Origin of the sequence: Rhodopirellula europaea 6C (assembly GCF_000338295.1) — a bacterium.
Classification (GTDB): domain Bacteria; phylum Planctomycetota; class Planctomycetia; order Pirellulales; family Pirellulaceae; genus Rhodopirellula; species Rhodopirellula europaea.
In genome coordinates, this window is record NZ_ANMO01000216.1 from 372,311 (window position 1) to 395,381 (window position 23,071).

Consider the following 23,071-nt stretch of genomic DNA (forward strand, 5'->3'; position numbering starts at 1 on the left):
CGCGAGATTTCATGTCGGCAACGATCGGACTCGTGCTTTTGGCCGCAGGATTGGCGGCATTGTTCAGTTGGTTGATTCTGTTCCCGATCCGGAAATTTGCCGCGCAACTCGGATTGCTGGATCGTCCGGGTGGCCACAGCAGCCACACCGTGCCGACGCCGCTGGGTGGCGGTTTGGGGATTTACTTTGGAATCCTGATGACGATCGCGCTCGCCACTTTGGCCGCGGCGTTGCTCAGCGACCCCGAATCGGTGCCGGCCTGGATCACGTCGCTTCGCAATCTGACATCGCCGTCGATTGTGCCAGCGGGATGGTGGGACGCGGCGATGCTGCATGCTCCCGGTGTTTGGTCCCGCTGCGGCGATGTGTGGTGGTTGATTTTGGCGGGAACCATTTTGGTCGCTTTGGGATTGGCGGACGACCGATTCGGATTGCCCGTTGGATTTCGCTTGGGGGTTCAGTTTGGAATCGCAGCGGCGATCGTCTGGGGATTGAACATTGAGTTGTCGTTGTTCATCGACGGCGGATTGCTGACCAAGTTGTTGTCGGTTGTCTGGATCGTCGCCGTGATCAACTCGTTCAACATGCTCGACAACATGGACACGCTGTCGTCGGGAGTGGCCGCCATCATCGCGTTCTCCATGGCGTTGGTGATGCTCACCATTCCTGACCCGGGGACCGACCGGCCTCAGTTGTTGGTTGCGTCGTTGTTGTTGGTGGTCGCCGGAGCATTGATCGGTTTTCTTTTTCACAACCGCCCGCCAGCGAAAATCTTCATGGGTGACGGTGGCAGTTATCTGGTTGGGTTCTTGATCGCGGTCGGCATGCTGATGGCAACCTTTGCCGCTGGTGATTCGGGTGATGGAACGGCATCGGGATGGGTTGGCAGTCGTCCGCACGCGGTGCTGGCACCTTTGTGTGCGATGGCGGTTCCGCTGTATGACATGACGACGGTGATTTGGATTCGCATTCGACAGGGCCGCAGTCCATTCCAAGGCGACCACAGTCACTTGTCCCATCGGTTGGTCGATCTTGGCCTTTCGCGAACCGGAGCGGTGGCAACCATCCATTTGATCACCGCGACCTGTGGTCTTTCGGCTTTGCTGCTGACTCATGTTGGCGTTTGGCAAGCGATCGCGGTGCTGGGAATCGTGATGTGTTTATTGACGCTGGTGGGCATCTTGGAATCCACGCAGTGGCGGCGGCCGGATAAGTGAATCGCAAACGCAGACCCGGCACGCCCAAGCAATCACTCAACCGGGAATCAACGGTGGATTGGGCCGATGATTCCAATTCCGTTTCCAAGGGATCTCCTTTCGCCGCTTCCGGATCCGGCGGGATGACGTCGGTTGTTTTGGCGGCGTTTGCGGCGTTGATGATGTGGGCGTTCTACCATCCCTCTGACTCGACGGAAGTCGAACAGGGAGGAGCCCTGGGTTGGTGTTTGTCGGCACTGCTGATCGTGGCGGCGGTGCAGTGTTTAAGAGTCGGCCGGTCGATCATTTCTGGCGATCGCGAACATCGATCACATGATTCCGTAAATCGAAAGTCTGGTTTGCTCGTCGATGGGATTGTCTGGCTTCTGGCGGCGTGGATCGGATGCTCGGCTATCTTGCAATTGTATGTGCCTTCCGGTTTCGGCGATGAGGCTTGGAGGATTGGTGGTGACTGGCGATCGGCCAGCAACGAAGCTTGGGTTTGGATCGTCGGCGCGGTTTGGTTTGTGGTCTTGCGGCGCTGTTTGCGTGATCGCGTGAACCAGTTTGCTTTGCTGGGTTTGATGGTTGTCGGAGGAGTCTTGCTGGCCACGCACGCCCTGCATCAAGTGCATGTTTCCTTGCCTCAAACCTTGCGTGAATACAACGCGGACCCCGAGCGTGTCTTGGCCGAAGTCGGTATCAACGCACCGGAAGGTTCCAACGCTCGGATGATCTTTGAAAACCGTCTCCGCGATGGTGGGCCAACGGCAACATTTGCGTTGGCCAATACTCTGGCGGGATTGCTGGCGATGGCCTTGGTCGTTGTAATCGCTGTGCTGCTTCGAGTCTTCGGAAAGGCTTTTCCTGGTGCTGTTGCGAAGTTGCGGTTTTGGCAAAGTGCTGTTGGACGCGAGAGTCCTGCTGGCGATCGCGAGGATGATTCATCGAAACATGAACGTGATGCATCGTCAAACCAACATGTGGCGGTGTTGGTCGGTTTGGCTTTGGCCGCCACGGTTTTGGCGTTGGCGCTGAAGGACACACAGAGTCGCGCGGGCGTGTTGTCCGTGTTGATCGTTGGCGGATGTGTTTTGGTCGATTTCGTTTGGGCGAATGCGTTCGGACGACGAGTGGTCACCGCCTTATTGCTGGCGATCTCAGCGGTGTTTGCTGCCTTGCCTTTGGCGGCTCGAGGTTGGTTTGGCACCGGCTGGATTGCGGCGTTGCCGGAGTCGGTGCGATATCGTTTTCAGTATTGGGACGCGACTTGGCGGCTGGTCGAGTATTCGCCTTGGACCGGATCGGGACCGGGGAACTATCAGCAGGCGTATCATCAATTTCGATTGCCCGAGTCGCATGAAATTATCGCGGACCCTCACCACTTTGTGGCGGAGACTCTCGGGGCGGGTGGACTGCCCGCGGGAATCTTGCTCGTTGCTTTGTTGGTCGTTGGGGGATGGATGATCTGGCGAGTGGAATGTCCCCCCGATGCTTCGCCGCTTGGTGAGTCGTCAGAGAAGGCTGCTGCACCTCGACCGCAGTTGGGCGTGGCTGGTTGGTGCGTCCCAATGGGAGCCTTCCTGGGTTGGTTGGCCGTTTGGGGCGTAGGGATTAGGAACCAACAGCTGCCTGATTTCGACGCTCACTTGATCGCGATTCCGCTGGCTTGTGCGGTCGGTTGGCTGTGGTGGTTCAAGATGTTCAATGCGAGTCTGACGGTCGAAGCTGAGTCCGATGTGGCTTATGGCGAAACGACCCGAGCATCCCGTTGGGACGTTCGCCGGATCGCTTGGTTTGCGTTGGCGTCGGGATTGTTGCACCTCAGCTTTTCCGGTGGTTGGACGGTTTCGGGAATCGCGGTGGTGCTGTGGACGTTGGCCGCCATTGTTTTGTCACCTGCCACAACGCCGTCTCATTCTTCAGCGGCAAAAGTGACGAATGTTGCATCCGGCAAAGTCACGGAGACCGCCGTGATCGCGGTCGTGGCTGGGGTAGCCGCGGTCGGCTTGTGGATGGTTTCGTATCGGCCAGTCACCGAATCCAAACGATGGATGGCGGATGCGGATCTTCAGATTCGTCGAGGGAATCTGGTCGGGGTAGAGAGATTGTGCGAGCGAGCGATGTTGGCGGATCCGTATGCGTTTGATCCCGCGATGTTTCGATTGCATGCGATGGAACAAGATTGGGTGCAGCGTGTCGTCGCGAATCGCTCGGCGACCAATATGAAACCGCGATTCAAGGATGCTTTGGCCGACGCAATCCAACGAGCTGGAAATGATCCGTCCAAATTGCAGGCGATCGGAGAGTTGATGCTTCACCGATACCAGATCGGCGGCGAAACCGAGGTTCTCGCCCAGGCCGGCAGGATCTACGACCGCTGCCAACTGCTAAGTCCCCGGCATCAGGGGATTGCGGCGCAGCGGGCCGTGATTGCGGAGGCGGAGGGCGAATCAGCAGAAGCCGTGCGAGAATTGGCCGAAAAAGCCGTGGTGTTGGCGGAATCCGGCGGCGTGGTCACGCGAAAATTGTCGTTGCAGTTTGTCTTGGTTGTTCGGCCGATCGGATCGTCCGCCATCCGGCAACCTGTTCGGCAATCGGCTGAGGAAGCGATGGACTCATTGCGTCTGTAATGGCGGAAATGCTTTGCGATGAACCGTTTGCAGGTACTGGGCGTACTCCAGCGGTGATTCTTGATTTTTCTTTTCTCGTCGTCGTTTTGCCATGAAAACGTTTCTCGTCTGTTTGATCGTTGCCGGAATCGGTGCCGCGATTGCTTACAACATCAATGAATCCAGCTACGGCCGTTACGAGCCTCACTTTGGACCCATCGATTTTGAGGGCGAAACCACGGCCGCCAATGCGATGGCGTCTCTGAAGAAGGAGTGGAGCGAGGACATTCCGAAAGTTGAATTGCCCGATGGCAACGAGCACGATTTCGGAATCATGCAGCCCGACGAAGAGGGCGAGCATATCTTCCGCGTCAAAAATGTCGGCGATGCACCTCTGACACTGAAAATCGGGGCGTCGACCTGCAAATGCACCGTCGGAACGCTGGAAAACGAAAGTCTGGCACCCGGCGAAGAAACCGAAGTCAAAATGGCTTGGACGGTGAAAACCAACGAGACCACGTTTGGCCAATCAGCTGAACTTCGGACCAACGATCCCGCTCAGGTTGCGATCCGGTTCGAAATCACCGGCAAAGTCGTTCGCCAAGTTCAATTGGTGCCTGAGACGTTGACGTTCAAAGAGGTTGCCTCGGGCGAACCCATCGATCTGGAGCTGAAGGTTTACAGCTACATGGGCGAGGAAATTGAGTTGGGACAACCACGATTCACCAGTGATGAGATGAACGAGCTGGCGGAATTCGAAGTCACTCCGATGGAAATCGAAGAGGACGACGCCGAACACGCGGAAGCGACCCAGGCGTTCTTGGTCAAAGCCACCATTGCTCCCGGGTTGGACCAAGGTCCGGTCAGTCAAAATATGGTGATGCCGTTCAACAAGGTTGGCGAAGAGAGCGTGTCGAACGATGCGGATGTCAGCGTGGATGGCGAATCCGACAAGGCCACGACAATCGTCGCGGCAGTGACCGGCCGAATCGTTGGTGTGCTGAGCATGCTTGAAAGCACCAAGCTCAAAGGCGTCACCGGTGGGGGGTACATCTACGACTTCGGAAAGATTACCGAGAATGAGCCTCAAACGGCCAAAGCCTTTGTCGTCTTGAAGGGCCCTGAACGCGACAAGACGAAGCTGTCCGTCGGCAAGGTTTCTCCCGAAGGTGTCGTGTCAGCTCAACTGAACGATCCGATCCAGAATGGTTCGATGTCGTTGTACAGCCTCGAATTCACTCTGACCCCTGGTGACGAAAAAATCGATCGATTGGGCATGAACCGAGAAGACTATGGATTGGTGACGATTATGTCCGATAACCCCAACGTGCCTTCCATGAAATTACGCCTGAAATTTTCGCTGCCGGCGCGTTAAGATAAACGGGTCGCGTAACCAAGGGGACCATGACGATGTCGTCGCTGCGATCGAATCAAAAAATCCATGACGATCGTGGTCCCTTGTGCGTTGAACGCGAAATGTCGGAAAGAAGCTCTTTCAACGCCGTTGATCAGGCCCGGATGAATTCGCTACGCACCCATTTTCGCTGTTTGTCGACCCAGTTTGGTGCGAGAACAATGGCTTCTGTAAAACGTTCTCGTTGGTCGTGCATGCTGGCCATTCTGGGGGCGTCTTCGCTCACCTTGTCGGGGTGCAATCCCCAGCTACCGGTGGCGGAAAAGTTTGAAAACGATGAGATCGAATCGTTGTCGCCGCCCGAATTGGTGGCGGTCAAACCAGTCGCGGTTGATGCAGCTGCGGACTATCAGGGGCGCGTCCAACTGCCGTCGGATGATTGGCGTTTTGCGAGAAATCAACCGCTCTCCTTCGCGACTTCCGCTTCGCTGGACTCACTCGGCGAGGCAGCCAAATCGGCCGAGCATTCCAGTCATGCCGTTGATCGCAAATTGACGTGGACGGTCGAAACCGAGGAGATCTTTCCTGCGGAAGAGCCTCAAACGCCAAAGAAAGAAAAGCCGGGCAAGTTCGATGGTGAAATCGACATCAGCCAAATCGATACCAGCGAAGACGCTCTGACGGAGAAATCGGCCTCGGATTTGGGGAAGGTCGAAATCGTACCAACCCCCTTGGCACGAAAAGAGATCGAAGCGGAGATCGTCCCAACTCCCTTGGGCATGCCCGAGAATCATCGTTCGGCTGCTGCGAAAGCGGCTGGTCCCGACGCGGCACGTCGAACCGATGCTGGTGCGGCTGATCTATCCGGATCGCCGATCGATTTGATTTCGCCTGAGAAGATGATTGCCAAACGCCCGGTCAGCGATGCAGAAGGTTCGGCCGCTGAGCGGTTGAGTTTGCCGGCTGAATCGGATGCTGCTTTTCAATTGACGGGGCCCAATTCCCCAATCATCGATACCTTGATTGATGCTGAATCCGTTGGCGGCGGTCAAGAACCAGAAGACTACAAGACTTGGCCTCAGCCGTCGCTGACCCTTTTTGTAACCGGCCAACAACATGGTTACATCGAGCCATGTGGTTGCACGGGTCTTGAAAATCAAAAGGGCGGCGTTGCCCGCCGAATGACTTTTCTGAAACAGCTGCGAGAAAAAGGTTGGGAGATGGCTCCCATCGACGCCGGCAATTTGGTCCGTCGTTATGGCCGCCAATCCGAGATCAAGTTTCACCGTTCGCTCGAAGCTCTCCGCAAAATGGATTACGTCTCTGTGGGGCTCGGCCCCGACGACGTTCGATTGAGCGTGAATGATTTGATTCAGGAAGCATCGCCTGGAGATCCTGAGGAAGCGATCTATGTCTCGGCCAATGTGATCCCGTTTGATCGTTCGTTGATGCCATCGCATCGCGTTGTTCGCAAAGGCGGTATGACGTTGGGCGTCACCACAATTTTGGATCCCGACTCGCTGGAAACCAAACTCAGCGACGACATCCAGTTGGTCGCTCCGGTCGAATCGGCCAAAGAAGCCTTGGCTGAAATTCAGAAAGAGAATCCTGACTACACCGTTCTGACGTTCTACGGCGAAGAGAAGACGGCGTATGAGTTGGTTCGAACCGTTCCCGGTTTTGACTTGATCGTGATCGCGGGCGGATACGGCGAGCCAACCTATCAACCGCAGTCAATTGAAGGCTCCAAGACGAAGGCGATTTTGACTGGCGACAAGGGCATGTACGCTGGATTGGTTGGGTTGTATCCCGATGGCCCCATTCGTTACGCCCGTGTCCCGCTGACTCATGAGTTTGAAGACGCTCCTGAAATGCGAGCGTTGATGAAGGATTACCAGTTCCAACTGCGGGATTTGGGCTTCGACAACTTGGGGCTCAAGCCTATCCAGCATCCTTCCGGCGAAAAGTTTGTTGGTGCAGAAGCCTGCGGCAAATGTCACACGACCGCGTACGATATCTGGGAAGGATCCGCTCACTTCGAGGCGACTGAGCACCTGGTTAATCCTGGTGAACGTGGCGACGTTTCGCGTCACTTCGACCCCGAGTGCATCTCCTGCCACGTGACCGGCTGGAACCCGCAAGGGTATTACCCGTACGTTTCCGGGTACTTGGGCTTGGAAGTCAGTTCGCACTTGCACGGCAACGGTTGCGAAAACTGCCATGGTCCTGGTGCGGCTCACACGAAAGCCGAAGAGGCCGACAGTGGCGTCAGCGACGAAGAGAAGGCTCGATTGCGGGAAGCGATGAAGTTACCGCTTGATGAGGCTCGCGAAGCCTGCATGAAATGCCACGATTTGGACAACAGTCCTGACTTCCACGCCGATGGCGCGTTCGATGATTACTGGGCTGAGATCGAGCACTACGGTCTCGACTGATCGTCGAGTAAGAAGACCAGAGCGTTTGCAAGCATGCCCCTGCTGCAAACCTCGTAGGCTAGGTTCCACCTAGCGCTAGTTCTTCGCCGGGGAAGGTTGCTGTTGTGATAGTGCTTGGATCACGCCTCGCTTTGTTCCAAAGAATCGGCTGGTTGCCAGGTGAGACCTGGCCTACGTCGCTTGGCAACTGGATTTGCCAAGATGTGTTAGTGTGGTCCCTCGCTGACGCGTTCGGGTTCTGATTTTGGTGGCAGCCGGATTTGCCAGCTCGTAGGCCAGGTTCCACCTGGCGTTTGTTCTCCGCCGGGGAAGGTTGCTGTTGTGATGGTGCCCGGATCACGCCTCGCTTTGTTCCAAAGCATTGGCTGGTCGCCAGGTGAGACCTGGCCTACGCGGATGGCGATCGTGATACGATTGGTTGGTTAGGCGGCGACGGTTTCTAGCTTGGCTGAATTGGATCGGCTGTTCTTCGCTGCGTCCGAGGCGTTGTCTTCCAACAAGCCGTCGCACATTCGGTAGCAGCGATCCGCGGTTTCGGCGATCGAATCGTCATGGGTGATCATCACGATCGTCAACTCATCTTCTCGGTTCAATTCGCGAAGCAGACTCAGGATCGTTGCTCCTGTTTCTGTATCCAGGTTTCCGGTCGGTTCATCGGCAAGCAACAACTTAGGGTCGGACATCAGCGATCTTGCGATGGCCACGCGTTGCATTTCGCCGCCCGACATCTCGGATGGTTGGTGATGGCTTCGAGTGAGCAATCCGACTCGGTCCAGCATCGCTTCGGCGCGAAGTCGCAATGACTTGCGATCGCGAAGGTAACCCAGAACGCTGCGGCGAATCATGGCGGGTGCCAACACGTTCTCGATCGCGGACAGTTCCGGCAGCAGGTGATAGAACTGAAAGATGATTCCGATCTGTGAGTTGCGATAGTGATCCCGACGTGCACGACTTTGGTTGTCGATGCGAGCTCCGTCGAACCACACCTCACCCGAGTCGGGTTGGTCGAGCGTTGCAAGCAAGTGCATCAACGTGCTCTTGCCGCTTCCGCTGCGTCCGACGAGGGCCGACATTTCACCGGTCACAAAGCCAACATCGATGCCACGAAGAATCGGCAATTCGATTTTGTCCTTGTGGTAACTCTTGCGAATTCCACGGGCTTCCAGCAGCAGTTCAGGCGAGGAATGCATGGATCAATTCGTTGGTCGAAGGAGGGAAATGGGGAGAGCGTTCAAGGGGATGATTGATCGGCAGTTGGAATCAACGGCCGTTGATCACTCGAAGCGAAGGGCCGCGACAGGATGCATGCGAGCCGCACGGATCGCGGGCAGAACACTGGCGGTGGTTGCGATCGCGATTGCACCAGCCATCACCCACGCCAGTGTGAATGGATTGAGGATCGTAGGGATCTCGGTGAAGTAATAAACGGTCGGGTCAAAGACTTCTTGGCCGGTGATCTTTTCAATCACCGAGGCGATGTCATTGATGTTGTGGACGAATGCGATTCCGCCAATCAAACCGACTCCACTGCCGACAATTCCTAGCAACAAACCGTAGCTGAGGAAAATGCTCATCACGCCGCTGCCACTGGCACCGAGTGCTTTCAGCGTTCCGATGTCGCGAGTCTTTTCCACGACGATCATGAAGAACGTGGCCAGAATACCGAAGCCCGCGACCGCGATGATCAGGAACAACAGAATGTTCAGGATGGTTGTTTCCAGACGAACGGCGGCCAGCAATGGGCCTTGCATGTCTCGCCAAGTTTGAATGCTGTAGGCGTAGGTGTCCGGTGGGAAGCGTTGACGCAGTGCATCGCGAACGGCGTTCAAATCCGCTCCCTCGATGAGTTTCAACTGGATGGTCGTGACGCTGGTTGTGCCAGAGATTGGATCGATCATGCCGCGAAAGTCTTGCAGTTGATCCAGGCGTACGAAAGCGAAGGTGCTGTCGTATTCACTCATGCCCGATTCGTATAAATCGACCACGGTGAACTTTTGATTGACAACTTTGGGTTTGTCGGAGGCATTCGGGAACATCAAACGAACATCGTCGCCGGGGCGGCAATAATAGTGATCGCGAACGTTGCCTTCGGCGTCTCGAGACTTGTTGCTGCAGGTCGCGATTCCCAGGATGATTCCAGGGTATTGGTCGGTTTCTGCATCGAAGTAAACGGGCGAATCGCCGGCACCTTCTTCTCGAATTCCTTCGGGCACAACGGTCCCGAGCGTAGGTCCGCCAAAGCCAATGGTCGGTCCGTCGGATTCAACCATTTCGGGCGAGTCTTTTTGAGGTTTGCCGCTGGCCAGACGCGCAGCTTCTCGGCTCAATTCAGCGATGCGTTTGCGTTCGGCTTCCCATGCTTTTTCCATGCGAGCGTGATCGCGACGATACTTCCAACCCGAGTGAGGAAATCCTTCGCGTGATTCCTCGTAGCCGTCTTCTCGCAAATCGAAGGTGACCGATTCTTTGTTGTCGGGATGCAGCAGGTAGCGGCCGAAATGGCTGACGTTGTCATAGGTTTCCGCATCAATGCCGACGAGATTGACGTGATGCGTGATTAGTTGCCCGTTGAAATCGATGCCGAGCATGCTGGGGACATGGACGCTCACCGAAGACCCGGCAATTTGGTCGCCAACAATTCGGTTGATCTCGTCGAGATGGGCGTCGGGATCGGGCATGCCGCCGGAGGCGTGACATTCGATCACGATGTCCGATGCCAGTCCGTGCAGTCGTTCGTGCATTTCCGCGGAGAACCCAGCCATGACGCTGTTGACGACGATCAGCGTGGCCACACCCAGCGTGACGCTGATGATGGAGGCCAGTGCGATGTAGCGGGTTCGCAAATAGCGAAAACAGAGCAGCAGTCGGTACATCCGAGTTCCTTCCCAAGGGCGATCAAAAGGATGATCGGTTCGCGCGATCGGTACGGTCCTTCGTCCCAAGGGGTGTTTGTAGCGGTCCGGGGGAAACCGCGACAACGTCAATCTGTCGAAGTTGGCTCAAGTCCAAGGTTCGAAATGCCGACATGGGCACCTGCCGCCCGGCGCCGTCGCTGGAAATCGAAATTGCCGCCAAATCCGGCTGGGAAGCTCCGAAGCCGTCTTTTCAAGCTTGGCGGATTCGCCTACATTCTCGCCCTCTCGAAATTCACATTTCGATCGGCGGCATAGCTCAGCTGGTTAGAGCAGCGGAATCATAATCCGCGTGTCGGGGGTTCGAGTCCCTCTGCCGCTATAGAGGGGGTGGGCATTTTGAGACTTTCAAAGCCAAACCCCGTAAAAAACGGCTTTTGGCCTGTTTCTGACGCCTCGTTTCTCGCGGTGTCTCGCATTGACGGCTTCGGCTTTGGCTTCGCCTCCCCTTCCGGAGGGGCGTAAAGGGTCTTAGACGTTTCTGGTGGCAATTGTGGCTTGATCGCCAACGCGGCTTCGCGGTGTTCATCCGTCACCTGCAGATAGAACTTCTTCATTGTTTCAATGCTGTGCCCGGTCCACTGGCTGACAACGTGGAGCGGATGGTGCGTGACTAGGTCGGTCGCCCTCGATGCCCGCAAATTTTGAAACGCTTTCGGCCAGGGAGACAGGCGAGCGCGTTTGATGATCCGGTGCAACTGCGTCCGCAGGTTGCTTTCCTGGTCGCGGTATCGGTGGATCAAATATTCCCCAGTTCCCTCAGAAAGCTCTTGGGCGTCCTCGATGAACGGCATCAAATCCGTAAAGATTGGTACGCGGCGGCTGCCTTGCCCAACGTGGTGTGCGGTCTTTTCCGATCGTACAAGCATTTCTTGCTTGTCCCAGTCGATGTCCGACCACTTCAATTCCAGGATCTCGCTGGGGCATCGCAGGGCACCGTAGCGGGCGAGGGCAAAGATCAAACGCCACTGTGAGTCAGGGCAAGCGTCAATGACTGCTCGAGCATCGTCGTGGGTGATGTAGTGCATTCGTTCTTTGTTGGGCATGACGGTCGACGGAAGGCCGGCCAGCGGATTGACACGCAACAGCTTGCGACTCACTGCATGATTGAAAAACTGCTTGGCAATCTGTGTATGTTTCCGCACTGTATTTTCGGCCATGTTCTGACCCTTGCTGTTTTGTTGCGATAGCAAGTAGACGCGAAATGCTTGTCCGTCGGCTTCGGTGACTTTCCGCATGTCGCAGCCTTCTCCGAAGTGAGCCACCATGTAGTCCCTAGTCGCGTTGAACTTGATGACCGTGCGAGGCTTCAAGTCCGATCGGCTCTCGATGTAGTTGTCCACGAACGCAGCCAACCGAGTCGAGCTACGCTCATCGACCAAGCCAACGGCAGCCAACTTGACATAGATGTCGTCGTCGGCTTCATCGAGCCATTGAAGTGTCTTGTCATCGGGCGCTTGCGACAGCTTCAAGCCAGAAAGCAAATCCTCGACGACGCTTTTGATCCGATCGGCTTTCTTGCGGGACGATTTGCCGAGCCGTATCGTCTGCCGTTTCTTTCCCAGGTCCCAGAATTGAACCCAGTGGTGCCCGTTAGGGCGTTTCAAAACGCTAGCCATCTGTTTTTCTCCAAGATTTTCGAAGGATTAATGAACAGCGATGGGCCGGACGCTAGAGTCCAGTCTTGCAGGGATTAGCCCAATCGTTGCATCGTCAATTCTTTGGTTCAGTATTTCAGTGAGTGAACAACAACGTTCACAAAACTTCTTCTTTGCGTTTGATCGACCCCGCCGACGATCAACCGGCGTGTTGATGTGATGGTCGTTTTTGGTGCGGCGTTCGTCCGTGCCCATAGCGGACCCTATCGATTCCCTTGTTTGGATTTTCAGGCTGGGGCGGCCCACGATTGCGGGTGGGGCTCGAATGCGTCCGCCTGATGGAGTCGCCGCGTTGCATGCACGCGGCGACTCATTAGACAAGAAACGTGCTCCGAGATAACGCTCACTGGTTGCTAGGCGTTCTCACTGCTGGGCGATGCGGTTCATTTGTTGTCACATTCACTGACAGCGGGTTTCAAGCAAGTCTCCAGTACGTGTGGATCAAAACGAATCGTGCCGCCGATCGTTAGCTTTGCCTGAGGAGGCAAGACGCCTTCCAGTAGCCAACGATCGATCGTCCGTTCGCTCACAGAATAGTACTGAGCCGCTTCTTTCTTGGTCAGCGGTCGCGAATTGGCCAGTTGAGCCAATACCCTTGGAGTAAGTTGTGATTTCAAAGTCTTGATCTCGAATGAGTTGGTGCGAATTGAGAATCGCCGGTTGGCGAAGATGAACGGAAAGCGAAGTAGATTGCTTTGGACGCGGCCGTTGGATATCGCTGCGTGAAATGGGCACGCTGCCCTGTACTCCTCCTGGCCGAGGCCAGTAGGAGTTGGCAACGTGCCCTATGAACCCTGACGTGCCCTGAACAATCCCCTGTCTCAAATCCCGTCGGCCGGTGGGAATGGACGTAGGGCACATGTCGTAGCGGTCAACGCCGGGCTAGGTCTCATCGACCCGCAGGTCAAATCCATATCGATTCCCAATTTCGACCAGTCTTTTGACCGGCGTACGATAGACACGCTGACCATTCGTTTTCACGGTGCGGATGTCGTAGCGTTTCAAGATTGCGCCTACACCTCTTGGTTCAAATTTGTCGCTAATGACATCCGGGTGCTGCCTTCGAGCTAGACGGAGTACGTCACCGGCCGTCGGCGTATTGGAGCTATTCAACAGCATCTGAAGTGCTTCAAAGAGCACCGAGTCTATCTCTGGCGTAGCATCATCCATTGAAATGGACGCCATACTTTCCGCATGTTGAATCAGCATCTCTAAGGCCGTCGAATCGTCTGCGTGAGCGACGATTCGGAACATAGGGTCCCAAAGTTCGGCATCCCGATTGGCAAGTGAATGCTTCGGCGAGGGCGTTGAGATCGCGGCATAGCCGCTTTCAAGAGTCCAGCAATGCAACGCATCCCGTAGATCTGATTCTTCTATCGGAGAGTCATCTATCGACCGTTTCGCCTGTGGCTCACCATTGTTTGCTCGGAGCAGTCTTACGGTGATGCACCGGCTTGCCAGTGCACCAGGCAAGCATCGGATCGCACCAAGAACCACAGGACCGTAGCAATCAAATGAAACAGCGCGGTAACTGTCACCGTGGGGTTCCATCCGTGATGCCTTGCCGCCGCGACGATAGCCCGACAATAGTACCGAACGAGTTTCAAGCACATCCGGTGAATGGGAGTCCCCCATCCGCTCAGCTTCGTCCAGCAGCATTGTTCCGCCAAAGGCGTGACGCGTTCGGAAAATCGTCGCCGCCGTCGCGTTGCTCGTCATCAACGGTCGGAAGACAAGTCGAGACAATATATCCATCGTTCTGGTTTTGCCTGAGTTGGCCGGCCCCGACAAGGAGATGTACGGAACGGCAGGCAGTGCAGGGTAGACATAGGTCACCATGACCCACGCCGCGAGCGATAGTGCAAGTGCCTTCTCTCCTTCGGAAGGAAGGACGATGTACCGCTCTATCCGTTCCGAAATGCGACGAAGAACGTCTTTGGTAGTGGGGGCAGCTTCACCGTCCAGCCATCGCTGGCGGCTCTCAGAACTCCACCGGTTAAAGTCTCGGACATCCCCCGCCGTCGGGTCTGCCGGCAGTGGGGATAGCCACGCGTCGTCCTCGCCGGGAATCGCCAATCGCTCGGAAAGAGGTGTGAGGCGTCGCTCACCGTTCAGTTGAACGTAGTGGATCCAATTGCCCGTGACCTGGTCCCCAGTCTGTATTAAGGTTGGTACGGCAATCGCGGAAATGTCACGACGGATAATCAGCTCTGGTCTCACGACACAGGCGGCTGGCAGTTCAAGCGTCTCCATTCTCGATGCTGCGACGCCATCGTTTGTGTGGTCGGTCGCATCGAATTGCTCAGCAATTGCCAAGAGCTCCACTTCGATCGAGTCCCGATCAATCGAACCAGCCTCTCCTAACTTGGCTGCGATATCGGTTGCAAATCGTTTTCGGTCACCGGACTTGGCCAACGTCAGTCGATCGCGGTGGATTGTTGTGTCCCCGATATGGCAAACAACGTCCGCCGCTCCGCGGTTCCCCACTTTGGTCCCCGAGATTCTGACCTCGGTTGGATCGGGCTTGTTTCCGTCATCATTGAATTGAATTACGTTCATGACTTCACCTCCGATCGCAGTTTCAATTTGAGGCTGGGAGCTTTTGCGGCGGCGGCCAAGACGTCGGATGCCAGAGCACCTGACTGAATCCATTCCCTTGCGTCCTTAAAACCATCCGGTGGAACGAGTCTTCGAACTCGTTGGCAGTGTCTTACCAGCCTCTTAACCAATTGATCTGCACTGGAGATTCCAGCTTGGTCCGAGTCCGCCACAACCACACATTCCTGCACTTTCATTCCCCGAATCTTGTTGACCTCGGTTTTGCGGGAACCGGATGCTGAAGCACGACCAAATACCGGGAGCCGTAGTGACACGAGAGCCGCAGCATCTGTGGCACCCTCAACGATAAACAGACGCTCGAGATGTTCAGGCAAATCGATCGGTACAAATATTCCGGACTTACCGCCTTTCAACGACCACTTCTTGTTCGTCGTCAACGAACGCATCCGCACACCGACCACGTCGCCCTTGGAATTTTGCATTGGCCAAATCATCGCATTGCGTTTGACTGACCAACCCACGCCCATTTTTTTCAGGCACAACACCGGCAAGCCCAGTTTGTTTGAAAAACGCTCCCACATTTCATCACTGGTCGATTCGTGAACGCTTTTTACTAGAGCGGCAAGATCAAGCGACTTAGAATTTAGTGGCAATTTCAATGCCGACTTCTTTTCAATCGGTACAGATCTTGTGATCTTCTGGGGTCCAGTTCGCTTGATGGATCGCCCCGAAGTTTCCAGCCACTCTTCGAGCCAGCGAACTGCGGTTACAAAGTCATACTCCATGATCCATTGCAGTGTTGCGATGCCATCGCTGGGACGCGGTGTCGTCCCAGACGTGAAGCAGTGACGGCAATGCACAGCCCCGCGATCGGCAACATCATCGAACGCAGCGAATCGATCCTCACCGCCACACATCGGGCAGGAATGTCCTTTGCCGTCGAGCGATTTTCGTGGAATGCCCACGTCCACGAGAATGTTGGTCCAATCCCCACGTGCCGCCGACTTTAGGTCAGCGGCCGAGGCGTAACGTGGCGACCTGTCTTCATTCTTAGAGTTCATATTTGTCCTAGTAGAAATTGCACTGCGTTCGCCAACGAACACAAGTGCGTGTGGTTTTTAGTGAGTAAGAAAATGGCAGATTCGACGAATCTGCCACACGAAAGTCAGGACGCAAAGCGTGCTACCCTTTCAGTTCCGTTAGCCTGTGCGCAGTGTCACTCGCGATAACTTGGTTTGCTGACCGTCGCCTGACTGGGCCGCTAGATCGGTTCGCTTTGGTAGAAAATATCCTGCAGTGCTCGTACAATGCGTGACGGTGAACACCTTCCCATTAATCGTTCATCCACCTCGCTGTCAGCCTGCAAGGTCTCGACGATCCGCCACAGCAGAGCCATAGGATCGATGCCCCCCTCAAGTCCTTCGAGGTCTAAGTGTCCAACACCAATTTTGAACGCATCAATTGTCTGACGCTGGATTGGTGAGCCGCCGCTACAGCATTCGGCCAGGTTGAGTAGGCCATCCACGTCCAGCCCAACGTTGCTAACCGTTGGGCGACCTTGGCGAGCGGCACCCGGACCATTCGACTGCTCCATTGGATCGGGTAGAATATGGTCGTCCTGTTCCCATCGCCTTCTGCCGGCGTCGGTTCGTGACGTCTGAGTCTGCCGAGGGCCGGTTGCAGCCGGCCACTCGGCGTGTCCTCCTGTCTTCGTGTGATCCTCGCTTTTTGTTGAATAGCTAGTTTCGCGTGATTGGCGTATATGGCGGACGCGACAAACAATTGGCTTCATATTTTCGTTACCTCAACGAATTTGCGATCGACCGAAGCAAGACAAAAGTTCGGCCCTGTACCTATGCAAATTCGTTTCATTTCTCACCGTTTCACTCCGGACTACGAGAGTGAAACAGGGGCTTTAAGTCATCGAGAGCCAATGAAAGTAATGCCGAGCTGTTTCAAGCCAACTGGCAAATCACATCTGAATTCCTGAAACGCGATGAAACGGAAACGGATGAAACGCGTCGTTGGAGACGGCTTGTCGGAACACAGGCTTGTCGGAACACAAGTGTTTTGCAGAAGCATGCAATGTCGAAGCAATTCCACAGGCAACCGTGTTGTAATCGAACAACTAGTGCCGCCGGAACGAATTGAGGTGGCTTGATCGCTTGATTTCACCGGGCCTGACATTTGTGTTCTCACGCAGCGAGAACCCGTCCGGTGCAGGTCCATGCATAAGGATTGGCCATCGTCTCGATGAGTGCTTCGATCGCTTTTTGAAGCGATTCCAGGCTCGTGAAGTTCATCCATCGAGTCACCTTGCTCCGCAGCGTCCCGAACCAGATTTCAATCTGGTTCAACCACGAACAGTGTCTCGGCGTGGACAGAAACTGAATGCGATGACTAGGATCGGTCAAGAATGCGACGAGACTGCCGACCGACTTCAAAATGCCGCGAACGCCTCTCTTGCCAAGGTCCTCTTCGATGCCACAACTCGTCGCAACGCAACGAACACAGGATTCGCTGCAGTAAGTCGTCCGGTTGTCGGCGATCAAACGGTAGCCAGCATCGGACTCCATGCTCACCAATGCGTCAATATTCTCAAGGTAGTCTTCTTCAGTTCGCGTCTGATTCAACATCGGAGAAAGGATCTTGCCTGTTGCAAAATGAAGATTCCCAAACAAACGCAAAGTGCCGCGACGGACCTACTCATATTCGCGGAGCATCGTCATTCCCGGCCCAGCAAGACAATCCGGCGAGATTCGCTCGAGTGCTTGGAATCCTGTTTGTTCGTCGACGCAGATCGTGTGAATTCCTTCGCGGAGGTAAAGGTCGGGCGCGTAACGATAGGCTGCACAGATGGTGCTTACACGCCTGTCAACGCTTGGGGCCAGTTTGTCTTTGCTTGTCAGCCAAAACTTGTTTTTTGTGCGGCCGGATCTTTGCACTCCCCAGCAACTTGCAATCCCAGCGGTCGCTTATCGCTGCCACGACACCGTCGGCGATCAGTTGCATTGCCAGTTCGCGATGCGTCCACTTGGCGATCGGGCGATTGCTGCCGGCGGGATCTTCGCAGGCTTTTTGAAAGATCGCCGCCTGCTGTTCTTCAGTCACCACTCGCTTCCGACCAGCCCTTGGTGAGTCAGAAAGCAGTCGAAATATTTCTTGCTCCAAGACATGGGGCTTCTCCGCACATTCAATCTCGATCAGTCGAGGCCATTGATCTCGCCACCTTCTTCGCCAGACGCCAACGGCATCATGCTGCAATCCAAACGCTTGCTCGATCGCCTCGTTGTCATGACCATCGAAAGCCAGCAAGATAATTCGACTCCGCTGAGCCAACGAACGCTGGAGGACCTTGCTTTGGCGAACTGCTGCAGAATAACCTGCAGTTTCTCGGTCACGATGACCTTGGCTGCCTTCGCTGGCACGACGACGCTTCCAAAGAGGATGGGCGAAAACGGAAGTTTCCGGTTCTTTTCAATTCCAAGCTAGGCCAACTCATTCCGGCGGCACTAGTGAGCATGCCACTCTCAGGAGCCGTGCTCCTCATCTTCAGACGGTGAGCCATGTTCGTCCTTGATTGTATCAAGCTGGGTACCTCGGTTGGATTGTTCTTTCAGTCCGATCCCTTCGCCCGAGATCTCGTCCAGAAACCGCGTCAACTTGGTCTCATGCCTGTCTTCACAAAATTTTTTGTACTCCGAGTGGCTCGAAAAACCCTGCCTTTCCAGAAACCGCAAGATTGTGGTTTTAGTGATTGTGCTGCTCTTCGATACTTCCTCCTTCTCGTCGCTTCCTCTCGGTTTCTTTGACCTCTTGAGGCCCTCGCTAAGATCTCTCGACATCTTAGCAAGAACCACAGGTTCGTAGTTAATTTCTCCACCTGGGTAGTTGTGATGCTCCGTGAAGGCTGCAGAAATAATCAGGCTGTGTACGTACTTCTCCCCCTTTTGCCCGCCTTTACCGGAGCGTTTCTTGTCTTTATCAGGCTTCGGTGGTGTTTGCGAGTCGACGAGGGCGTCTTCTGAAGCTTCAGGCATGATTGCCTTTCGCTGTTGCTCAAGTTCATGTGCATGCAACAAGCACTGCTTAAGATCACGGATGACCAGATCAAAGTACCAAATCGGCGAATCAACTCCGTCCAGATGAGATGCAGGGTCTCGTATAAACTCGGGAGTACTATCAAACTCGGTAACCACCGTTCCAGTGCCAGACCTGCGTCTTACCCGTCTTTGGGGGACTCGAGACTCGCCCTTCGGATGGTCCGGTGGTATCTCGATTTGTCGATGGAGTGTGAATGGAAGTGAAGCAAAGTTTGCGACAGAATCGTCAATGAGGCTCCGGATTTCATTGAGCAACAACTCGATCGGCGGAGTATTGTTGGTCATAGCTAACAACCTCACTTCCACGAAATCGATGCCGCTGAACGAGCATTGCCATTGGTCATGGAAAAACGGTGAGGTTCCCGGTTGGATATCTTCCAGGCTCCTTCGATAGTGAGCTTCAGCTGCTTGCCCGAAGACCGTATGCGTGTCCCACTCAAAGGGACCGCATTCGAAACAGATTCCCTTGACGCCATAAATAGCCACTGGAATTCTGTCTTCTAGGTTCTGCAGCGCTTCGACGATGATTTTACGGGTGCCGTTATCCATTGAGATGCGTCACGAAGCTGCGAAATTGGTTGCTGAATGAAAGGGTTGAAATCGGAACAGAGAATATGCTTTGTCCACTGGTGGCTCAACATGGCTCGGTAGGTACCATTTGTCTGCAGATCAACCGCTTTCGAATTTCGATCATCACGTCAATCGTTCTCGACCGCAGTCAATCGTTTCACGCACGAACCGGATTTACGCACACGCTTCCTTGGCGAGCAGTAGCAACTCATCTTCGTCGGCTTCCAATTCGCTGGCCAGCTAGTGAATGAACTTTGGGTAGTCCCCAAAGTGCAAATGGTCGTTTTCGACTTTGCTGATCTAGGAAACGCTTACGACGGTCTGGTCGGCCAGCTGGACGGTGGGCCTTGCGATGACGCACGACCAGTACCAAGTGTTGTCTCAGCGATACCGGGAACTGGGTGACGGCGGTGGTCTTGGCAGTGGCGGGATCGCTTTCGACGTCGACAGCCATGTCAGTGAGCAGGGCACCGGTAAGATCAACACCGACTAGATGAACTCACGATTTGAAAAGTATCTGAGAGTCCTGGAGGACGAAGACGAAGCGGCGAAACAGTCTACTGTGGCGGAACTGCATCGTTGTCCTTAGACGAGCAATCCATCGCGGAAATCTTCCTGCACGACACCCAACGCGGCAATATCCAAATTGACCCAGCCTGCACGTATCGCGATTAATCGACCGACTATCAAGCGAAGGCTGGAATTGAAGGTGTCGATGCCCTGGTCAAAATTCGCGGCATCGACAAGCAGAAGCTGACCGCCCTGATGAAAACAAACACGACCGACTCCAATTTGAATGAATACGGCTGCTTCGATGATCTGAAGCAAACGATCGACAAGCAAAAAGCCAAGGCCTACCTTGAATCCGTTTCCGGTAAAAAGTGAAGCCCGGCAAAAGTCAACATCCGAGCCGCCGACCTGCTGCGAAAGTTCATCCTCGAAGGCGCGTTTGAAATGGATGTTTCCAGTTACGGGATATAGGAAGACCCGCGATCGAATCAACTTTGTGGGAACCAGTGGACAGTCCCGTCGGCCAAGTCGACGTCAAATTCGCCCTCGCACTCGCAGCAGTTGAGCGAATAGGTGCCCATCGGGTCGTCGACCTTCATTGTCAGCAGCGTCTTGCAATGCGGGCATGTGACTTCCGTTTCCCCAGTGACCGCACCGGCAAAGCAGAGCTCATACATCGTCATCGGATCAAGTTCATCCATTGAGTTCACTGACTGAATCGAGCAGGCAAGTCAAGTCTCGCATCTTCGATCAAAAAATTCTCTTTCGTTTCAATAATCCGACCGCCGGAACAACACAGGCGCAAGTTGAGCAGGTATGGTTTTGAGCATCAAAGAAATCGTATGCGGTCTAGGAGTACCGTTCAATCAAATCAACAAGATTTTGCAGCGAAGAGGGGCACGTTGGAGCGTTTGAGGGAGAATCATGAGCGACTTGCGGAGCATTTCGCGGCGAATGGTTCGGTCGGTCGAGACGAGGCACATCAAGATCGTAACGGTGGCGGTCCCGTAAAGCCGCAGTATTTTTTGGATCACGGATTAAGCCGCGAGGAATGCGAGTCGCTTCGTGAAGCCGTTCAGGAAGGTTTACAACGGCGGTCGCTGGATTCGTTCGATTGGCAGACCTCGTATTTGCCGTTGGTTGTTTGTGCGGTGGAGGTGGGATACGAGTACGCGGGCAACGGGACTGACTTTTGGCCTCGATTGACCGAGGAACTCAGTCACTCGTTTAGCGTCGACGACCGGACGCGGTTGTCAAATTGGTTCACGAAGGCCAGTGCGAAGTACGGCGGCGTTTCGCCCGGTGAAAGCGATTGGGAGCAGGCATTTTGCCATATCGCTTGGCCAATTACGCATGCGGTGGCCGCCAAAGATATTCGCCGGCCGTTCGCGGATTGCCTGCGTCGGTTTCGTCGTGATGTGACGAACGAATCGCTGAAGGATGAGACGATCGTTTCGGACTTGGCGAAGATCGCGACGCCGGTGGGTTCACGTCGGTTTCGGACTTGGATGCGGCGGCAAGAAGTGGTCGCGGGGATTGTTCGCGATTTGTTGGGTGGGAAACCGCTGGACGAGGTGGGGCTGTTTTCTAAGTCGTTCCGCGATCGCTTGATTGACGACCTTCGCAGTGAACCAGAAATTCGTCGAGCCGTTCGGCAGGTGGAGTCGGGACGCATAAAAAAGCCAAACAGTGGTGAATCGACTGCGACGGCCGATGAAGTCGAGTACCGCTTTGGTGAGTTTTTCTTAAGGCAGGACGAAGACGGCGGTTTGGAGCTTTGCGGCGAGATGCCGGAGTTGCCCAAGACGATCCAGCGGTCGTTGAGGCCGATCCGTGGCCGATGGAAAGCTCGGCCTTGGGGCCGCGGCGGTGCGAGTCCCATTCCGGCGGATTGCTTGCGTTCGACGCGAGGTCATTTCTACGTCAATTTCAGCTACTTGGCCGGGGCCGATCACCGGACACCTTTTTTTGCGGGCGTTGATGAACTGTCGGTGGACCAGGACGCAAAACGCTGGCTTGATAGCGTTCGGTTTCCTGCGGCGGAGATGTTGGCTTTCTCGCCGATGCAAGCTGCCGACGATACTTCTCACGCCATCGCCGGGCGTACGCCACATTGTGGACGCATTTGGGTGGCCGCTCGCCGTGGTGCGATTGAGTTGCTTCGGAAAGAGAAAGAGGACGACGAATTATATTGCCAGTTGGTCGGGACAATCGAAGGTGGCGAGGTTTACGAGTTTGATGCTGACAACGCGGACGTTCGTGAGTGGTTGGGGTGGCCTCCCGCCAATGCAACCGCGATCGACGCGGGACCGACGTTTGATTGGCTGCGTCCTTCGCCAATTTCGATCGGCGCTAAAAACCTGCCGATCTTCACGACCGATGACGAGATTGGCCTTACGGTCACGGGTGAGCAGCCGATTGAGTTGATTCTGAAGAAGGGAGCCAACGAACTGGTTCGCGAAACCGTTTCGTCTGTGGCGTTGCTGTCGCTCGGGTCGAAAGGGGCTTACGAGTTGATCGTTCGTCGTGACGGCAAAGACGACGAGTCGTTCTCGTTCGTCATCGTGGACGAGAAAGGTGATGGGTTCATCGAACCGGATCCCGAAACGCCCTGGCATGCGATCGTCTCGCACGTCGATGCTGGTGAGACGACGCTGTCTCGCAAGGATCTGTTCAATCGCCGTTTGAACTTGGACATCATCGGTGATCGCGGGATTGAGAATTTGCAAGCCAAGTTGACCCTGAATCCTGGCGAAGCCGTTGCGACGATGCGGCTGGATCGAATACCGACACGCATCGCGGCCAATGATCCGGTCTGGGACAAGCTTTGCGAACGCTTGCCGCCTTCGGTCTTGAAGTCACCATGCGACCTGTCGCTCAGCGTCGAGATCGAAAGTCTGTCGCACGACACTTGGCTGTTGGAGGCGGAACTGCAAGAACTTTGGTGGCAGGACGACGAAGAGGGTTTGCCGATCGCGGTCAGTGACAACGGTCCCTTGGAAGTTCAACACCACTGCGTCATCAAGGGCGTCTGCGTCGACCAGCCGACCGAAGGCGATCCATACATTTCGGTGGCAACGGACGGGGAAGGCAACAACCTGAATTTCGATGCCCGCGTCGGTGTTCTGGGCGATGCGTTTTTGAGTCGCCAACCTCATTCAC

General features: G+C 55.1%; 17 protein-coding genes, 1 tRNA gene and 1 pseudogene. 7 read left to right on the forward strand and 12 right to left on the reverse strand.

Translation table 11 applies throughout. The features are described 5' to 3' along the window. The first annotated feature begins 11 nt into the window (after nt 1–11). The 4 genes from RE6C_RS23685 to RE6C_RS23700 all read left to right on the forward strand — a co-directional run bounded on the left by RE6C_RS23685 (nt 12) and on the right by RE6C_RS23700 (nt 7,597). Nucleotides 12–1,217, forward strand: coding sequence for an MraY family glycosyltransferase (locus RE6C_RS23685; protein ID WP_008660693.1), 1,206 nt, complete (start codon nt 12–14; stop codon nt 1,215–1,217). Further along, nucleotides 1,214–3,829: an O-antigen ligase family protein gene (locus RE6C_RS23690; protein ID WP_008660694.1), complete on the forward strand. Its 2,616-nt coding sequence runs from the start codon at nt 1,214–1,216 to the stop codon at nt 3,827–3,829. The genes RE6C_RS23685 and RE6C_RS23690 overlap by 4 nt, the downstream gene beginning before the upstream one ends. A gap of 91 nt (nt 3,830–3,920) precedes the next feature. Further along, the gene (locus RE6C_RS23695) at nt 3,921–5,183 is read left to right on the forward strand and encodes a DUF1573 domain-containing protein (protein WP_008660695.1); all 1,263 of its coding nucleotides are present in this window, start codon (nt 3,921–3,923) and stop codon (nt 5,181–5,183) included. 29 nt (nt 5,184–5,212) lie between these two features. Further along, complete coding sequence (locus tag RE6C_RS23700) at nt 5,213–7,597, forward strand: multiheme c-type cytochrome (protein WP_008660696.1); 2,385 nt, start codon at nt 5,213–5,215, stop codon at nt 7,595–7,597. Nucleotides 7,598–8,223: 626 nt separating this feature from the next. Here RE6C_RS23700 and RE6C_RS23705 read toward each other — a convergent pair. Beyond that, nucleotides 8,224–8,787: pseudogene (locus RE6C_RS23705) on the reverse strand (ABC transporter ATP-binding protein); the annotation flags it as partial. 84 nt (nt 8,788–8,871) lie between these two features. After that, entirely contained in the window at nt 8,872–10,470 is a 1,599-nt protein-coding gene (locus tag RE6C_RS23710) for an ABC transporter permease (RefSeq protein ID WP_008660699.1), read from the reverse strand. A gap of 287 nt (nt 10,471–10,757) precedes the next feature. Here RE6C_RS23710 and RE6C_RS23715 point away from each other — a divergent pair. After that, nucleotides 10,758–10,831 (forward strand) — tRNA-Met (locus RE6C_RS23715). Here the strand turns inward: RE6C_RS23715 and RE6C_RS33620 are convergent. The 8 genes from RE6C_RS33620 to RE6C_RS23760 form a co-directional block, all read right to left on the reverse strand. Then, on the reverse strand, nt 10,791–12,128 hold the full coding sequence (locus RE6C_RS33620) for a tyrosine-type recombinase/integrase (protein ID WP_008660701.1): 1,338 nt from the start codon (nt 12,126–12,128) through the stop codon (nt 10,791–10,793). The two genes, RE6C_RS23715 and RE6C_RS33620, sit on opposite strands and share 41 nt — an antisense overlap. 422 nt (nt 12,129–12,550) lie before the next feature. Beyond that, on the reverse strand, nt 12,551–12,784 hold the full coding sequence (locus tag RE6C_RS23730; protein WP_236618472.1) for a helix-turn-helix transcriptional regulator: 234 nt from the start codon (nt 12,782–12,784) through the stop codon (nt 12,551–12,553). Nucleotides 12,785–13,049: 265 nt separating this feature from the next. Continuing rightward, nucleotides 13,050–14,726: a DUF3631 domain-containing protein gene (locus RE6C_RS23735; protein ID WP_008660704.1), complete on the reverse strand. Its 1,677-nt coding sequence runs from the start codon at nt 14,724–14,726 to the stop codon at nt 13,050–13,052. Continuing rightward, the gene (locus RE6C_RS23740; protein ID WP_039963161.1) at nt 14,723–15,787 is read right to left on the reverse strand and encodes a primase-helicase zinc-binding domain-containing protein; all 1,065 of its coding nucleotides are present in this window, start codon (nt 15,785–15,787) and stop codon (nt 14,723–14,725) included. Before RE6C_RS23740 ends, RE6C_RS23735 begins: the two co-directional genes overlap by 4 nt. A 1,134-nt stretch (nt 15,788–16,921) precedes the next feature. After that, nucleotides 16,922–17,413, reverse strand: coding sequence for a transposase (locus tag RE6C_RS23750; RefSeq protein WP_008660708.1), 492 nt, complete (start codon nt 17,411–17,413; stop codon nt 16,922–16,924). 187 nt (nt 17,414–17,600) lie between these two features. Then, nucleotides 17,601–17,837: a hypothetical protein gene (locus RE6C_RS29610; protein ID WP_144054860.1), complete on the reverse strand. Its 237-nt coding sequence runs from the start codon at nt 17,835–17,837 to the stop codon at nt 17,601–17,603. Nucleotides 17,838–17,929: 92 nt separating this feature from the next. Next, entirely contained in the window at nt 17,930–18,154 is a 225-nt protein-coding gene (locus RE6C_RS29615) for a hypothetical protein (protein WP_052035031.1), read from the reverse strand. 102 nt (nt 18,155–18,256) lie between these two features. Continuing rightward, the gene (locus RE6C_RS23760; protein WP_008660711.1) at nt 18,257–19,378 is read right to left on the reverse strand and encodes a hypothetical protein; all 1,122 of its coding nucleotides are present in this window, start codon (nt 19,376–19,378) and stop codon (nt 18,257–18,259) included. Nucleotides 19,379–19,751: 373 nt separating this feature from the next. On the opposite strand from RE6C_RS23760, the gene RE6C_RS32315 reads away from it, so the two are divergent. Next, complete coding sequence (locus RE6C_RS32315) at nt 19,752–19,892, forward strand: hypothetical protein (RefSeq protein WP_008660713.1); 141 nt, start codon at nt 19,752–19,754, stop codon at nt 19,890–19,892. 92 nt (nt 19,893–19,984) lie between these two features. Here the strand turns inward: RE6C_RS32315 and RE6C_RS23765 are convergent, their stop codons facing one another. Both RE6C_RS23765 and RE6C_RS23770 read right to left on the reverse strand, forming a co-directional pair. Further along, complete coding sequence (locus RE6C_RS23765) at nt 19,985–20,401, reverse strand: hypothetical protein (protein ID WP_039963164.1); 417 nt, start codon at nt 20,399–20,401, stop codon at nt 19,985–19,987. Next, a complete protein-coding gene (locus tag RE6C_RS23770; RefSeq protein ID WP_008660715.1) occupies nt 20,398–20,610 on the reverse strand; it encodes a hypothetical protein in 213 nt (70 codons plus the stop codon). The genes RE6C_RS23765 and RE6C_RS23770 overlap by 4 nt, the downstream gene beginning before the upstream one ends. Before the next feature lie 324 nt (nt 20,611–20,934). Between RE6C_RS23770 and RE6C_RS23775 the strand changes: the two genes are divergently transcribed. Continuing rightward, the coding region (locus tag RE6C_RS23775) for a hypothetical protein (RefSeq protein WP_144054861.1) at nt 20,935–23,071 on the forward strand (2,137 nt) is incomplete at its 3' end.